11 protein-coding genes are annotated in these 15,754 nt (G+C 58.7%); 9 read left to right on the forward strand and 2 right to left on the reverse strand.

Features of this window, described 5'->3' with window-relative positions; genetic code table 11:
* Window positions 1–849 carry an efflux RND transporter periplasmic adaptor subunit gene (locus tag ACSAMW_RS18435; RefSeq protein WP_500591515.1) on the forward strand — a complete coding sequence of 283 codons (849 nt, stop codon included), beginning with the start codon at window positions 1–3 and terminating at the stop codon, window positions 847–849.
* 64 nt (window positions 850–913) lie between these two features.
* Here the strand turns inward: ACSAMW_RS18435 and ACSAMW_RS18440 are convergent, their stop codons facing one another.
* A complete protein-coding gene (locus ACSAMW_RS18440; protein ID WP_168082489.1) occupies window positions 914–2,308 on the reverse strand; it encodes a PhoH family protein in 1,395 nt (464 codons plus the stop codon).
* 281 nt (window positions 2,309–2,589) lie between these two features.
* Entirely contained in the window at window positions 2,590–3,693 is a 1,104-nt protein-coding gene (locus tag ACSAMW_RS18445; RefSeq protein ID WP_500591516.1) for a polysaccharide deacetylase family protein, read from the reverse strand.
* A gap of 286 nt (window positions 3,694–3,979) precedes the next feature.
* Between ACSAMW_RS18445 and yaaA the strand changes: the two genes are divergently transcribed.
* The 8 genes from yaaA to ACSAMW_RS18485 all read left to right on the forward strand — a co-directional run bounded on the left by yaaA (window position 3,980) and on the right by ACSAMW_RS18485 (window position 15,742).
* Window positions 3,980–4,750: a peroxide stress protein YaaA gene (gene yaaA / locus ACSAMW_RS18450; RefSeq protein ID WP_500591517.1), complete on the forward strand. Its 771-nt coding sequence runs from the start codon at window positions 3,980–3,982 to the stop codon at window positions 4,748–4,750.
* Between the two features lie 844 nt (window positions 4,751–5,594).
* On the forward strand, window positions 5,595–6,914 hold the full coding sequence (locus ACSAMW_RS18455) for a nucleotide sugar dehydrogenase (RefSeq protein ID WP_168082483.1): 1,320 nt from the start codon (window positions 5,595–5,597) through the stop codon (window positions 6,912–6,914).
* Window positions 6,915–7,017: 103 nt separating this feature from the next.
* Entirely contained in the window at window positions 7,018–8,499 is a 1,482-nt protein-coding gene (gene alg8 / locus ACSAMW_RS18460) for a mannuronan synthase (protein ID WP_500591518.1), read from the forward strand.
* Window positions 8,500–8,535: 36 nt separating this feature from the next.
* On the forward strand, window positions 8,536–9,699 hold the full coding sequence (locus ACSAMW_RS18465; RefSeq protein WP_168082479.1) for an alginate biosynthesis protein Alg44: 1,164 nt from the start codon (window positions 8,536–8,538) through the stop codon (window positions 9,697–9,699).
* Between the two features lie 15 nt (window positions 9,700–9,714).
* A complete protein-coding gene (locus ACSAMW_RS18470; RefSeq protein WP_500591519.1) occupies window positions 9,715–11,169 on the forward strand; it encodes an alginate biosynthesis protein AlgK in 1,455 nt (484 codons plus the stop codon).
* Window positions 11,166–12,656 (forward strand): alginate export family protein, encoded by a 1,491-nt coding sequence (locus ACSAMW_RS18475; protein WP_500591520.1) that lies wholly within the window; start codon window positions 11,166–11,168, stop codon window positions 12,654–12,656. Before ACSAMW_RS18470 ends, ACSAMW_RS18475 begins: the two co-directional genes overlap by 4 nt.
* 27 nt (window positions 12,657–12,683) lie before the next feature.
* Window positions 12,684–14,288 carry a mannuronan 5-epimerase AlgG gene (gene algG / locus ACSAMW_RS18480; protein WP_500591521.1) on the forward strand — a complete coding sequence of 535 codons (1,605 nt, stop codon included), beginning with the start codon at window positions 12,684–12,686 and terminating at the stop codon, window positions 14,286–14,288.
* 11 nt (window positions 14,289–14,299) lie between these two features.
* Window positions 14,300–15,742 carry an alginate O-acetyltransferase gene (locus tag ACSAMW_RS18485; protein WP_168082449.1) on the forward strand — a complete coding sequence of 481 codons (1,443 nt, stop codon included), beginning with the start codon at window positions 14,300–14,302 and terminating at the stop codon, window positions 15,740–15,742.
* Window positions 15,743–15,754 lie beyond the last annotated feature (12 nt).

The following is a 15,754-nucleotide window of genomic DNA, read 5'->3' on the forward strand; positions in this document are numbered from 1 at the left end:
ATGAAAAAGCTGTTCAGCCTGCTAGGCACGTTAGTGGTGTTCGGCATTGCCCTGTTGCTGGGGCGGTTGCTGTGGGTCGATTACATGGACACCCCCTGGACACGGGATGGCCGCGTACGCGCCGACATCATCAATGTGGCGGCTGATGTGTCGGGCTATGTGGTGGCAGTGCCGGTCAAGGACAACCAGCAGGTGCGCAAGGGCGACCTGCTGATTCAAGTGGACCCGGCCCATTACCAGGTCGCGGTAGACCAGGCCCGCGCGCTGGTGACTGCGCGCAAAGCCACGTGGGATATGCGCAGGCTCAATGCCAAGCGCCGGGCAGACCTGGATGCCTTAGTCATTTCCAAGGAAAACCAGGAGGATGCCGGCAGCGTGGCCAGCCAGGCCCAAGCCCAGTACCAGCAGGCACAGGCGGCCTTGGCAGCGGCAGAGTTGAACCTGGCCCGCACCCGTATAGTGGCCCAGGTGGACGGCTATGTAACCAACCTGAATGTTCACGCCGGTGACTATGCCCGGGCTGGTGACGCCAAGATGGCGGTAGTGGACGAGCACTCGTTCTGGGTGTACGGCTTTTTTGAAGAAACCAAGCTGCCCCATGTACACGTAGGGGACGTGGCCGAGATGCAGATGATGAGCGGTGAAACGCTACACGGCCATGTGGAAAGCATCGCACGTGGCATTTACGACCGTGATAATCCCGAAAGCCGCGAACTGCTGGCGGATGTAAACCCGACGTTCAACTGGGTCCGCCTGGCTCAGCGGGTGCCAGTGCGCATTCACCTGGATGAAGTGCCCCAGGGCATGCTCCTGGCAGCGGGTACGACCTGCACGGTAGTGATTCACTGAACAGGCGCTGTCCTTGGCACGGGCGCCTCCTGCAGAGGAGGCGGCCATGCCAGCAGGCAGAGGGTCAGAGGTGGGATTCGGCGTATTCGGCCAGGATGGAGCGCGGTACGCCCTGCAAGGTGATGTGCACCCCGTGCGGGAAGTCCTTGAAGCGTTCGGTCAGGTAGGTCAGGCCTGAACTGGTGGCGGAAAGGTAAGGGGTATCGATCTGCGCCAGGTTGCCCAAGCAGACCACCTTGGAGCCTGAACCTGCTCGGGTAATGATGGTTTTCATTTGGTGAGGCGTAAGGTTCTGGCACTCGTCGATCAGGATAAGGCTCTGCTGGAAGCTGCGTCCCCGGATGTAGTTGAGGGATTTGAACTGCAAAGGCACTTTGCTGAGGATGTAGTCCACGCTGCCGTGGGTGTTTTCGTCATCCATGTGCAAGGCTTCAAGGTTGTCGGTGATCGCGCCCAGCCAAGGCTCCATTTTCTCGGCTTCGGTACCGGGCAGAAAGCCGATTTCCTGGTCCAGGCCCTGTACGCTGCGGGTAGCGATAATCCGCCGGTAGCGTTTGCTTACCATGGTCTGCTCGATGGCCGCCGCCAGGGCCAGGATGGTCTTGCCTGAACCCGCCGCACCGGACAGGTTCACCAGGTGAATATCCGGGTCCAGCAGGGCGAACAGCGCCAGGGCCTGATGGATGTCCCGAGGCTTGAGCCCCCAGGCTTCCTGATGCATCAAGGGCTCCTGATGCATGTCCAGAATCATCAGCTCGTTGTCGCGCGCTGCCTTGATCCAGCCCACAAAGCCTTGTTCATCAATGATGAACTCGTTCACATGCGCCGACGGCAAGGCTTCGGCCAGTTGTACCCGGTGCCAGGTGCGCCCCCGCTCCTGACGGGTATCGACCTTCTGTACGCGGTCCCAGAATGAACCTGTGACCGTGTGGTAGCCACGGGACAAGAGCGAGACATCGTCCACCAACTGATCAGTGCTGTAGTCTTCCGCAGCAATGCCACAGGCCCGCGCCTTGAGGCGCATGTTGATGTCTTTGGTGACCAGCACCACGTCGATCTCCGGGCGACGGGTATGCAGGTCGATCAACTGGTTGATGATCACATTGTCATTGAGGTGGTCGGGGAGGGGGCTTTCCAGGGCCCCATGCTTGTTCATCAGAATGGACAGAAAACCCTTCGGGTCACCCTTGCCGCGATCGATCGGTACGCCGCGTTCGACGTCCTGGGGTGACGCTTGGCCCAGCACCTTGTCGATCAGGCGAATGGCCTGGCGGCATTCGGCAGCCACAGAGTGTTTACCGGCCTTGAGCTTGTCCAGCTCTTCCAGCACGGTCATGGGGATGGCTACATGATGTTCCTGGAAGTTGAGCAGTGCGTTGGGATCGTGGATCAGGACGTTGGTGTCCAGCACATACAAAATGGGCTGGTGGGCGGAGAGCGTGCGTCCTTGTTCATCCATACTCGGTCACCTTTAGTGGGAGCCAGTGGACGCAATACCTGAACGGTGCTGCGCCTTGAACGGCCGCCTTGCTCCAGCGGGAGGCCTGCGACAACGGGCGAAGTCGGGTATGAAACGCCACCTGTGTCGGCAGGGGTCGGCGGTCTGTTTCTTAGTACTCCAAAACCTGTGACCAGAGAAAGCATTTTGCGCCCTGTTCAGGGTTTATTTTCTGATATGACGAATAGGGCTTGGCGAGCACCTATGGCCCCGTTACAGTCGGAAGTCACCTTGGCAGCGCTTCAGGGAAAATCGTGGCAGTCTTCCCAGCCAATCCCACTCTGGGCCGTTGCGGTAAGCAACGCGGGTACGGCCGTACGGGCCTTCAGTTGCGCATCGTGGAACACGATAATGCCGTGGCGCCAGAGCAGCATCAGGGTCAGCACGCGGTCACCGCTGTCCTCGGCCGTCAACTGGCTGTTGCCATCCTGGGCATCGATGTTCCACAGCACCACGTCCAGTTGCTGGCTTTCAAAGAATTCCCCACTGTCTGATCGCCGCTGACCGTAGGGCGGCCTGAACTGTGGCACATAAGCGTCCGGCAACTGGCTTTGCACCAATGCCACGCTGTCGAGCACGGACTTCTGCCAGTCCACCCACTGGCTGTGAGAACGGTATTGCCAGCCTTGTATGCCTACGCATTGGTCGCGGTAAAGGGCTTCCAGGTCATCCGAGGCGCCGTTCTGGCGCCGTAACTGCACGCTGTTGCCCAGTACGAAGAAGGTCGCGTTCATCTTCTGGCGGCGAAGGTAGTCGGTCATCCAGTCAGTATTACCATCCCCAGGGCTTGGGCCGCCGTCGAACGTCAGCAGGAAGACACGATCCTCCAGGCTGTCGCCGGTGTGTTCGACAGCCGAAAAGGTGACAACCTCGCTGGCGATATCGGGTGACAAGGCGGCCAGGCGCAATTGTTCGTCCAGGTAGGTGCGGCTGAATGCGCGGCCAGGCTCGGCCCACCGCGCATAGAAGGAGTCCCCAGCGACTGCAAATTGCGCCGCCTGGACCTTCAGGTCATCCAGGCTTTCGATCGCGTAGCAGAAGGAGGCATCTTCCTCGCAGCTTTGCTGGGCGTGGTCAAAGGCCGACCACAAGCGCTGCCACAAGTGCTCGCGCAACGTGTTGATGGCTACCAGGTTGATCTGGCGCAAGCCAAGGCGGTCTGCCAAGGCTGGCTCGTCCAGCGCCTCGCTTACCAGAAGCTCTCGGGCGAAGCTCAATATCTGTGCGCGGGAGGCCACGTCGAACAGCGCAGGCGTGCTCAAGGCCTCGGGCCATTCGCCGCGGTCCAGGGTAGCCACTTCAGTCGGCCCGGCCTGAGCCAGGAGGGGGCTAAGGCTTACAGCCATGGCGAGTAACATGGGGAACAAGCGCAATGAATATCCTCCTGGAGACTGGGTCACATTGACTGGGTCACATTGACTGGGTCACATTGACTGGGTCACATTGACTGGGTCACATTGACTGGGTCGCAGTGACTGGGCGCATAGCTGGGGCGCATGATACCGGATGTCGCCTGTGCTGCTTCACCAATGGCACAGGTAGGTAAGGCGGTAGGCAAGGCAGTAGGCCCTCTAGTATTGAAGGCTTGAGGGTAAACGTCCAAGCTGGCGTCCTTTTATAAGGAGCCCTGCCATGCTAATGGTGATTTCGCCTGCCAAGACCCTCGATTATGAAACGCCTTTGGCCACGTCTCGTCATACCCAGCCGGCTTTGATCGAACACGCTAAGGAGCTGATTGCAGCGCTACAAGCGCTGTCCCCCGCTCAGCTAAGCCAGTTGATGGGTATTTCAGACGCACTGGCCGCCCTCAATGTGGCCCGCTTCGGCAGTTGGGTCACGCCTTTTACGCCTGATAACGCCCGGCCTGCCATTCTGGCCTTCAAAGGCGACGTCTACACCGGCCTCCAGGCCGAAGACTTTTCCGAAGCAGAGTTCGATTATGCCCAGCAGCACTTGCGCGTGTTGTCTGGCCTGTATGGCGTACTGCGCCCCTTGGACCTGATGCAACCCTATCGTCTGGAAATGGGCACGGCCTTTAAAAACGCACGAGGGAAGGACCTTTATGCCTTTTGGGGGAACCTTGTAAGCGAGGGGTTGAGCACGGCATTGAAAGCACAAGGGAGCGACATCGTGCTCAACCTGGCTTCCAAAGAATACTTTTCTGCCGTAAAGCGCTCAGCGCTTGAAGCACGTGTGGTGGGGTGCGAGTTTCGGGACTTGAAAAATGGGGAGTACAAGATAATCAGTTTCCATGCCAAGAAAGCTCGAGGGCTAATGGCACGTTTCGTGATCAAGCATCGGGTCGACACCCTGGAGGGCCTGATGGGTTTTTCCGAAGCGGGCTACTACTACGACAAGGGCCGTTCTACCTCCGAAAACCTTGTATTCCTTCGAGAACCCTAGAGTGTGATCTTCGTCACATGGCGGTTGGCCACCCAAATAGGAATGTTTATCACAGAAAAGGCCGTGCAACCTGCAGTTTGACAACTAACAGGCGCCAATAATTAGTCGGTTTCAGTGCATCAAAAGATGGATGGCGCTTGGCCATTGCAAAAAGCCTCAAAAAAGCCAAAATTTTTTGTAATGCTGGCGCATTGGATATTTAGCCTATTAAACCATTGATAATAAAGAGATTTATGGCTGAAATATGGCTCTTTGATATCACTTTTTTCAGGAAAATTCTTGTCGAATTCTGGCTGAACGGTGATGTCACTGAGGAACTTACAGGGGGGTCTGTAGCTCATACGACGCGTACAGAATCTTTCCCGTGTGAGAGAAAGCGTACAAAGCAGGAGATTCAGGCGCCTGAGTGTAGTGATCCAGGCGTATGACTAGATGGTAACTGCCCTGGCAGCCCTAAGGTTATCTCAGGAGAGAACGCACTATTTATTACCCTCAGCACAAGGCCAGTACCCGAGTTTGCGCTGCAAGCTCATGCATGCGGCTTAATGCTTGATTCGCAAGGCACAACAATACCCCGCGAAGGCAAGTAGCGAAAACAAGTGAGCCGTTTTGTCATAAAGGCTGGCTACATTCCAGGGCGAACCTGAAAAAAAGGGTTCATTAATGCCCTTGTTGAGTGCACATATTTCTAGGGCACTCGGACTTATATGCCTGCATTCGCTGGTGCGACAGTTGCAATGGTACGTTCCGTTGCCCTGCACCCGAGTGCCCGAATACTGCTGGTTAATTAACCCCCGGTCTGGCTCCTGAGTGAGCCGGCGTGATAAACACATGAGGTGAAGCGATGCGTATCAGCATCTTTGGTTTGGGCTATGTTGGCGCGGTATGTGCGGGTTGCTTGACAGCTCGTGGTCATGATGTTGTAGGTGTTGACGTTTCGCAGGTCAAAATCGACCTGATCAACGCTGGCAAATCGCCAATCGTCGAACCTGGCCTGGAAGAGCTGCTGTCAAAAGCTGTGAGCCAAGGCAAGCTGAGCGGCACCACCGATTTCGCCCAGGCTGTACGGGACACCACCGTTTCCATGCTCTGCGTACCTACGCCTAGCAAGAAGAACGGCGACCTGGAACTGAACTACATCGAAGCCGTATGCAAAAGCATCGGTGAAGTGCTGAAGGACAAGACCGAGCGCCACACCGTTGTCGTGCGCAGCACCGTCCTGCCGGGCACCGTGAAAAACGTTGTCATTCCGACCCTGGAAAAATACTCCGGCAAGAAGGCCGGTACTGATTTCGGCGTTGCAGTGAACCCTGAGTTCCTGCGCGAAAGCACCGCTATCAAAGACTACGATCACCCACCAATGACCGTCATCGGTGAGTTCGACAAGGCCTCCGGCGACGTGCTGGAAAGCCTGTACAGCGAGCTGGATGCTGAAATCATCCGCAAGCCGGTCGAAGTGGCTGAGATGATCAAGTACACCTGCAACGTATGGCACGCTGCCAAAGTCACCTTCGCTAACGAAATTGGCAACATTGCCAAGGCCGCTGGTGTAGATGGCCGTGAAGTGATGGAAGTGGTCTGCAAGGACAAGGTCCTGAACGTATCGTCCTACTACATGCGCCCAGGTTTCGCCTTCGGCGGCTCCTGCCTGCCCAAGGATGTTCGTGCCCTGACCTACCGTGCCAGCGCCATGGACGTGAAAACCCCTCTGCTCAACTCGCTGATGGTCAGCAACGAGCAGCAGGTGCAGAACGCCTATGAAGTGATCAATGGCTACGGCAAGCGCAAGATTGCCCTGCTGGGCCTGAGCTTCAAGTCCGGCACCGACGACCTGCGTGAAAGCCCGCTGGTAGAGCTGGCCGAGCGTCTGATCGGTAAAGGCTTCGAGCTGAGCATCTTCGACAAGAACGTTGAACACGCTCGTATCCTGGGCGCCAACAAGGAATACATCGAGTCCAAGATCCCTCACGTGTCCTCGCTGCTGAAGTCGGACTTCGACGCGGTGATCAACGAGGCTGACGTGCTGATCCTGGGCAACGGTGACAAGGCCTTCGGCGAGTTGCTGCAGAACCCGCCAGCTGGCAAGCAAGTATTCGACCTGGTCGGCTTCCTGAAGAAAGAAGAGACCGATTCGAACACAAGCTACGAAGGTATCTGCTGGTAACAGCCGTAACCGCAGGCGGCCTTGCGCCGCCTGCGGCTCTTTACGCCTGCCTTAACACTTTCGAACGCCGTTGCAGGCGGTCGATGAAGAGACGGATGCGGATATGTCAAGGCTAAAGCACGGCCTGCTACAGGCTGCTGGATGGCTGTTTTACTTGTGTCTGCTGATGGGCCTGGCGCTTGCGCTACCCCCATCGCTGTTCAATTCAGACTCCAAGGATTTCATTTTCCTGATTGGTGCCGTCGGTATCTGGCGCTACTCAATGGGTGCAACGCACTTCGTGCGCGGCATGCTGTTCCTTTATGTGGTCTATCCCCTGCTGCGCCGCAAGGTTCGCAAGCTGGGTACAGACTCAGACCCGTCACACGTGTTCCTGATGGTCACCAGCTTCCGTATCGACGCCAGCACCACGGCCGCCGTCTACCAGTCGGTGATCCGCGAAGCGATCGAGAGTGGCTACCCCACCACGATCGTGTGCTCGCTGGTGGAAATGTCTGACGAAATGCTGATGAAGTCCCTGTGGGCCAAGATGAACCCGCCTGAGCGGGTGAACCTGGACTTCGTACGTATTGCTGGTACCGGCAAGCGTGACGGCCTGGCTTATGGCTTCCGTGCCATTTCCCGCCATATGCCCGATGAACATGCCGTTGTGGCTGTGATTGACGGCGACACCGTGCTCAACGAGGGCGTGGTGCGCAAAACCGTGCCTTGGTTCGCCTTGTGGCCGAACGTGGGTGGCCTGACCACCAACGAATTCTGCGAAGTGCGCGGCGGATACATCATGAGCGAATGGCACAAGCTGCGGTTCGCCCAGCGCCATATCAACATGTGTTCGATGGCCCTGAGCAAGCGCGTGCTGACCATGACCGGGCGGATGTCCGTATTCCGCGCTTCGGTGGTCACAGACCCGATGTTCATTGCTGACGTGGAAGCCGACTCCCTCAAGCACTGGCGCCTGGGGACCTTCCGGTTCCTGACCGGTGACGACAAGTCGAGCTGGTTCAGCTTGATGCGCCTGGGCTACGACACCTTCTATGTGCCGGATGCAACCATCAACACGGTTGAACACCCGCCAGAGAAGAGCTTTGTCAAAGCCAGCCGCAAACTGATGTACCGCTGGTACGGCAACAACCTGCGTCAGAACTCCCGCGCCCTTGGCCTGGGTATTCGTCGGTTGGGGCTGTTCACCATGGTCGTATTGTTCGACCAGCGTGTGTCCATGTGGACGTCGCTGCTGGGCTTGACCGCCGCGCTGATCGCGACGTTCAAGTACAGCATCACGTTCCTGCTGGCCTACCTGCTGTGGATCGGTATCACCCGCTTGATCCTCACCATCCTGCTGTCACTCAGCGGGCACTCGGTGGGCCCGGCGTACCCGATCATTCTGTATTACAACCAGATCGTTGGCGCACTCATGAAGATCTACGTCTTCTTCCGCCTCGATCGGCAATCCTGGACTCGCCAACCGACGTCGACCAAACGCGACACGGCGAGCTTTCAACAGTGGTTCAACACCTGGTCGTCTCGGACCATGACCTTTGCGGCGGGGAGCATCTTTGTTGCGTTCCTGTTCACGATCGTCTGACCAGCCCTCAATGGATGAAGTAGGAAAAAAATCGCCATGAATACAGCCGTAAACCCCAATGTGGTCCATGAGTCCGAAGCCCAGCGCCAGCATGCACGGGTCCGCCTGCCTGCAAAAATCCGTTTCATCGGCCCAAACCGTGAAACCCAGGAAGCCAAGGTAGACGAGCTGTCTGCCGGTGGTTTCTCGTTCATCCCCAAAAAGCCTGTAGTAGAAGGCGAGATCTATCGCGGCCGCCTGATGTTCGTGATCGACAACCTGGGCCTGGGCATGGACGTAGAGTTCCAGGCACGCTCCGTTGAAGGCGATGGCCGTGTAGGCGCACAGTTCCAGAACCTGGAACAGGCCGACATTTCCACCCTGCGCCACCTGATCACCTCTCACCTGAGCGGCGAGTTGGTCACCATGGGTGATGTACTGGGCACGCTTCAGCGTGACAACTTCACCAAGGCTCGCAAGCGCAAGGGCGCCAGCAGCGACATGAGCTTCTTCGGTCGCCTGCGCGCTATCACCTTCAGCCTGGGGATCTTCCTGATCGGCCTGGTAGCGTTCGGCTACATCTTCAAGTCCGTGTATAACCTGTACTTCGTGACCCATGCCGAATCCGGCATCGTGACTGCACCGGGCATGAACATCACCATGCCACGCGACGGTACGGTATCCAGCCTGGTTGGCGCCAACGGCATAGCGCCTAAAGGTTCGCCGCTGGCTACCTTCAGCACCAGCATGCTGGACGTGCTCAAGGGCCACCTGGAAGAGCAGGACCTGACCCCGCAGAAAGTCACCGAGCTGTTCGGCAAGCAAATGACCGGCACCCTGACGTCGCCATGCGACTGCGTTGTGGCTCAGCAACTGGTTGCCAACGGCCAGTACGCTAGCAAAGGTGACGTGATCTTCAACCTGGTTGCGCGTAACACCACCGCCAACATTGAAGCCCGTTACACCTACCGCCAGATCGACGACGTTCGCCCAGGCAGCAAGGTTGACTTCCGTGTTGCAGGTGACGACCAGGTTCGTTCGGGCCAGATCGTGGACGCTACCGCACTGAAAGTGGACGACCTGTCTACCGACATGCGTGTGACCATCAAGCCTGACCAGCCACTGGACATCAAGTTCGCTGGCCGCCCAGTAGACGTTTCGAGCACCCGCGGCCCTTCGCTGGACTGGCTGATCGACAAAGCCATGGCCCACGGCTTCTAAGTGAGCGCCAGGAGAATGAGCGTGGCTGACACTTTACGACACTTGCACCGGCCTGCCGTGCTGGGCCTGGCCATTGCCCTGGGCCTGGCAGGCTGTGCCGGCCTGCCGGACCAGCGCCTGGCCAACGAAGCCTTGAAAAACGGTGACGTGGCCCTGGCGCAACAGAACTATCAGCAACTGGCAGACCTGGGCTATACCGATGCCCAGGTCGGCCTGGCTGATATCTGGGTGGAAAGCGGTGACCCTGCACAGCTGGCCAAAGCCGAGGCGACCTACCGGGCCGCTGCGGCCACGTCGCCGCGCGCCGCTGCTCGCCTGGGCAAGCTGCTGGCCGCCAAGCCAAACAGCACGGAAGCTGAACGCCACGAAGCTGAAGGCCTGCTCAAGCAGTCCTTCGCCAGCGGGGAGGGCGGTACGCTGATGTCTCTGGCGCTGCTGTACATTCAGTATCCGCAGAGCTTCCCCAACGTCAACGCACAGGACAAGATCAACCAGTGGAAAGCCGCCGGCTATCCTGAGGCGGGCCTGGCCCAGATCATCCTGTACCGCGTAAAGAACACCTATGACCAGAACCTGGCCGAGGTTGAACGCATCTGCAAGGCTGCCTTGGATACCAGCGACCTTTGCTACGTTGAACTGGCAACCGTCTACCAGAAGCAGAACCGTACCGAAGACCAGGCGGCGTTGATCAAGCGCCTGCAGGGCGCTTTTGCAGCAGGCCGTGTTATTCCTGCCCGTGTGGACGCCGTTGCCCGGATCATTGCCAACCCGGAACTGGGAACGCCTGACCCGAAAACCGCTCAGGCACTGCTGGAAAGTGCCGCTGATACCTACCCTGGTGCTTACATCAGCCTGGCTCAGTTGCAATACGATTACCCCGACCTGGGCGATGTGAACCAACTGCTGGGCTACATCGACAAAGGTCATGACGCTGACCCAAGCCGTGCCGAGCTGCTACTAGGCAAGATCTATTACGAAGGCAAAGTGGTATTGCCAGACGCTGCCAAGGCCGAAGTGCACCTGAAAAAGGCCATTCCGGACCAAGTCAGCGCCTACTACTATCTGGGCCAGATCTATCGCCGTGGCTACCTGGGCATGGTCGAGCCGCAAAAGGCTGTGGACAACCTGCTGACTGCGGCCCGTCGTGGCCAGAACAGCGCGGACTTCGCCCTGGCCCAGCTGTATTTCAACGGCCGTGGCACCAAGCCCAACCCCGTCAATGCCTACGTGTTCAGCCAGCTGGCCAAGGCACAAGCCCTGGCCACACCGCAGCCTCGCCCGGAAGTGCTGGACCTGGCCAAGACCATCGAAGAACAACTACCACCGCCACTGTTGGCCCAGGCTCAGCAGCTGCTGCATCAGGAAACTGCCTCTCGTGTCGTAGCGCCCGTTCCAAGCGCGCCTGTGACAGACGTACTGGGCAATGATGATGCGCCACAAGCCCCCGTCGGCGAGGATGAAGACCTATGATTCTGAATAAATGGATGCTGGCCGGTGTGGGCCTTGGCTTTGCCACCCTGTGGTCTTGCCCGACCCTGGCGGCCCTGACGGCTACCAACAACTTTGGTATCGAAGTCAAGGCTACGGGCCAGTCCGAAGACGACCGCGACCTGGGCACGCGCTCTGGTGGCGACGTGGCCGGTGTGGGTATCGACCTGCGCCCGTGGGCCTATGGCGAGTGGGGCAACTGGAGTGCCTATATCATGGGCCAGGCGGTGGCGGCGACCGACACCATCCAGACTGACCCGCTGATCCAGCCGGACGACGACGTTCAAGGCAGCGGCAACAGCCGTTACTACAGCAAGGATCGTGAAGCGGATGACAGCTACTTGGCCCTGCGCGAGTTCTGGGTCGGTTACAGCCGCCTGCTTACGCCGTACCCTGGCGAGCTGGCCAAGTTCGGCCGTCAGCGCCTGCGCCAGGACGACGGCCAGTGGCACGATGCTTACATCGAGTCCCTGACCTGGAACCTGGATACCACGTTGCTCAAGGCAGATGTGGGTGTAGGCCAGCGCTTCAGCGACTACCGCACCGACTATTCACGCCTGTCGCCCAACGACAAAGACCGCATGCACGTGTGGGGCGATGTGTCCTATCAGTGGGCACCCAGCCAATGGGCCGGCCTGCGCGTGCACCACGTGCATGACGACGGTGACCTGGCCAACGCCGGTGAAGAAATCGACGACCTGGACAAGACCAGCAACGGCAACCTGACCTGGGTTGGCCTGGAAGCGACCAGCGATGCCTACAACCATCGCAATACCAACCAGATCAACTACTGGGCCAGCGTGACCGGCCTTACCGGGAACCGCGACAAATTCAACCGTACCACCTCCGGTGGCGTGATCACGGCCGGTGATACGTTCGGTGAAGACGTCAGCGGCTGGGCCACCGACCTGGGCCTGCGCCTGCGCCTGGACCCTCAGTGGCAAGTGGGTGGTGCCTATGCACGCGCCAGCAAGAACTACGAGCAGAACGGCCTGCAGAGCAACCGCTCCAGCTGGACCGGTACCCGTTCGCGTATCAGCCGTTTTGGTGAAGCCTTCCAGGCTGAACTGGCCAACGTGCAGACCGCCTCGGTATTTGCGTCCTGGGAAATGCAGGACAGCTACGACGCCAGCCTGATCTATCACCGCTTCTGGCGCGTGGATGGCAGCTCGCCTATCGGCGGCAGCAATATCAACGCCGCTTACGAGTCGACTGACAACGCAGGCGACCTGTCGCTGTCTACCTTGCCGCTTAACGATGGCGAGAAAGACCTGGGTCAGGAAGTGGACCTGGTCGTGACCAAGTATTTCAAGGAAGGCCTGCTGCCTGCCAGCCTGAGCCAAACGTTCGATGAGCCTTCTGCGCTGGTACGCCTGCGCGCTGGCGTGTTCAAGCCCGGTGATGCGTATGCCGGTGGCGTGGACACCTATATGCACCGGGCCATCGTCGACGTTATCTGGCGTTTCTGATGGGTACCGCCAAGGGAGTGCAATGAGATGAATCATTCATACAGCAAGGTGCGTAAGCACGCCTGGCCAGTTGCCGTTCTGGCCGCAGCGCTGCTGGTGGCCGGCGGCTCCGCCCTGGCCGCCACCGTACCTGCGACCCAGGCGGTGGCCAAGCCCGGTACCACCAAGGAACTGCAGGCTGCCAAGACGTACAGCGTGGCCAGCGCACCGATCGAACCGTTGAACCTGGCGCCGCCCAAGCTGCCAGACCTGAGCGGCTATACGGCGGCTGCCGCCCATGCCAAGGTTGACCGTGCCGTGATAGGCAAGGTCAGCATCCGCCGCATGATGCAGGAGCTTCCTCTGAAGGCCTTCATCGGCGGCGACAACAAGATGATGGCGTGGGTAGGCAAGCAGCGTGGTATTCCAGAAGCCATCTTCATTGACGGTGGCTATGTGAATTTCAGCGACCTGAGCAAGACCGTGCCCAAGCAATACCTGCGCGAAACCTCGCCAGGTGTCTGGCTGGCCCGTATCCCGATCGTGGTCGCCCACAAAGGCATCCTGGAAATCGATGGCAAGGTCAAGGACCTGCGCCTGTCCCAGGAAGGCGGTTCGTTCATCGTCAACGATGGCAAGCTGTTCACCTTCGATACCAAGGTAACCGGCTGGAGCGAAACGGCGAACGACCAGGCATGGTTCAAGACGCCCAACGAGTTCCGTCCGTTCCTGGTGTCCTGGGGCGGCACCGAGACCTACCTCGTCAACACCGAAATGAAGAGTTTCGGTTACAACGAGAGTAAGTCCTACGGTGTGAGTATTTCCCAGTACACCCCAAGCATGAAGGCACAGATGGGCCGCTCCGAGCCAACCGGCTGGATCATCGGTTCTACCTTCTCGGACATGTGGTACGGCTACTACTGCTATGAAACCCAAGGTTTTGTGGTGAAGAGCAATACCTACCACGACAACATCGTTTACGGGATCGACCCACACGACCGTTCCCATGGCCTGATCATCGCCGATAACACGGTGTACGGGACCAAGAAGAAGCACGGGATCATCGTGTCGCGGGAAGTGAACGACAGCTTCATCATCAACAACCGCAGCTACGACAACCACCTTTCCGGCGTGGTGCTGGACCGTAACAGCGTGGGCAACCTGGTGGCTTACAACGAGATCTACCAGAACCACACGGACGGCATCACCCTGTACGAAAGCGGGGACAACCTGCTGTGGGGCAACAAGCTGGTGGCCAACAAGCGACACGGGATTCGCGTGCGTAACAGCACCAACATCCGCCTGTACGACAACATGGCCATGGGTAACGGGTTGACGGGTGTCTACGGTCATATCAAGGACCTGAGCGATACCGACCGTGACGTGGCGATGGACCCCTTCGACGCCGAAGTGTCGATGATTGTGGTAGGTGGCGAGCTGACCGGTAACGGCACTAACCCATTGGCGATCGACTCGCCCCTGAGTATCGAGCTGTACAACGTGGCAATGCTGGCGCCTACCAAATCGGGCGGGATCAGCTTCACCGGTATCCTGGGTGACCACCAGGCAGAAATTCTGGACCTGCTGATTCGCCAGAAAAAAGCAGTGTTGATCGACCCGGTCGAGAAACAGACAGACATGGCGCAGGATTAAGGACCATTTCCATGCATTCACATTTGATCAAGCTGCTCAGCCTGTCCGGCCTGGCCACCGCCTTGTTTGCCGCAGGGAGCGCGCAAGCTGCCGACGTGCAGCCGCCCACCTTCACTGCCCAGCCCTGCTGCCAGCTGTGCCCGGCCGCCGCCGATGCCAAGAATTACGTGACCCGTTACCAGCGTAACTTCACCACCCTGGTACAAGGGGAGGGTGACTGGCTGTTCCGTACCGTGGAAGACCTGCGTACCGAATTCCAGACCTCGCCTGAGGGCTACCGCCGCATGAAAGAACTCCACGACGCCTTCAAGGCCCGTGGGGTGGAAGTAGTGATCGTCTACCAGCCCACCCGTGGCCTGGTTGACCGTGCACACATGTCTCCGGCAGATCGTCAGCGCTTCGATTACGACAAGGCGCTGAAGAACTACAAAGACATGGTTGGCCGCTTCCAGGCCATGGGTTACCACGTACCGGACCTGTCACCGTTGACCAACGAGCAACAGGCCCATGACTTCTACTTCCGCGGTGACCAGCACTGGACGCCCTACGGGGCAGAGCGTACCGCCAAGATCGTGGCCCAGACCATCAAGAAGGTCCCAGGCTACTCGGGCATTCCCAAGAAAGAGTTCGAAACCAAGATCATTGGGCGCATGGGCAAGACCGGTACCTTGCAGAACATGGCTGGCCAGCTGTGCGGCACCAGCTACGCGATCCAGTACATGGACCAGTTTGGCACCGAGCCCAAGGGTGAAGCCGCCGATGGCGACCTGTTTGGTGACACGGCAAGCCCGGATGTCACCCTGGTGGGCACTAGCCACAGCGGCAAGAACTACAACTTTGCCGGCTTCCTTCAACAGTACGCCAACACTGACGTGCTGAACGTGGCCTTCCCAGGCGGCGGCTTCGAAGGTTCGATGCTGCAGTACCTGGGCAGTGAAGAATTCCAGAAAAAGCCACCCAAGATTCTGGTATGGGAATTCTCACCGCTGTACCCGTTGGACCAGGAAACCATCTACCGCCAGATGATGGCGCTGATGGGCAATGGCTGTGAAGGCAAGGTCGCCGAACTGAGCGGTAGCGGCGTGGTCAAGCCAAACCAGGCTACCGAACTGTTGGTCAATGGCCGCAACGGTATCAAGGACCTGGAGAACTGGAATCATCAGGTTGACATCAAGTTCGCCGACCCTTCAGTGAAGGATTTCAAGGCGACCCTCTGGTACATGGATGGCCGCCACGAGGATATCAAGATCGAGAAGCCGACCACTTCCGATACAGACGGGCGCTTCGCATTCGAACTGCGTGACGATGCCGACTGGCCTAAGCGCAACCTGCTGGCTGTGGAAGTTCACGGGCCGGAAGATGCCACGGCCGCGCCGCAGAAAGTCGAGGCGAAGATCTGCAAACGCAACGTGTTCCCCGGTGTTGCTGCACGAAACGCGCAGGCCGGGCTCTGAGGGCTGAATGCT

The sequence above is a fragment of the Pseudomonas sp. AB39(2026) genome (assembly GCF_059831485.1).

Bases quoted from the DNA above. Each gene is read 5' to 3' on its own strand.
- ACSAMW_RS18435 (WP_500591515.1), top strand. From the start codon at position 1: ATGAAAAAGCTGTTCAGCCTGCTAGGCACGTTAGTGGTGTTCGGCATT.
- ACSAMW_RS18440 (WP_168082489.1), bottom strand. From the start codon at position 2,308: ATGGATGAACAAGGACGCACGCTCTCCGCCCACCAGCCCATTTTGTAT.
- ACSAMW_RS18445 (WP_500591516.1), bottom strand. From the start codon at position 3,693: ATGGCTGTAAGCCTTAGCCCCCTCCTGGCTCAGGCCGGGCCGACTGAA.
- yaaA (WP_500591517.1), top strand. From the start codon at position 3,980: ATGCTAATGGTGATTTCGCCTGCCAAGACCCTCGATTATGAAACGCCT.
- ACSAMW_RS18455 (WP_168082483.1), top strand. From the start codon at position 5,595: ATGCGTATCAGCATCTTTGGTTTGGGCTATGTTGGCGCGGTATGTGCG.
- alg8 (WP_500591518.1), top strand. From the start codon at position 7,018: ATGTCAAGGCTAAAGCACGGCCTGCTACAGGCTGCTGGATGGCTGTTT.
- ACSAMW_RS18465 (WP_168082479.1), top strand. From the start codon at position 8,536: ATGAATACAGCCGTAAACCCCAATGTGGTCCATGAGTCCGAAGCCCAG.
- ACSAMW_RS18470 (WP_500591519.1), top strand. From the start codon at position 9,715: ATGAGCGTGGCTGACACTTTACGACACTTGCACCGGCCTGCCGTGCTG.
- ACSAMW_RS18475 (WP_500591520.1), top strand. From the start codon at position 11,166: ATGATTCTGAATAAATGGATGCTGGCCGGTGTGGGCCTTGGCTTTGCC.
- algG (WP_500591521.1), top strand. From the start codon at position 12,684: ATGAATCATTCATACAGCAAGGTGCGTAAGCACGCCTGGCCAGTTGCC.
- ACSAMW_RS18485 (WP_168082449.1), top strand. From the start codon at position 14,300: ATGCATTCACATTTGATCAAGCTGCTCAGCCTGTCCGGCCTGGCCACC.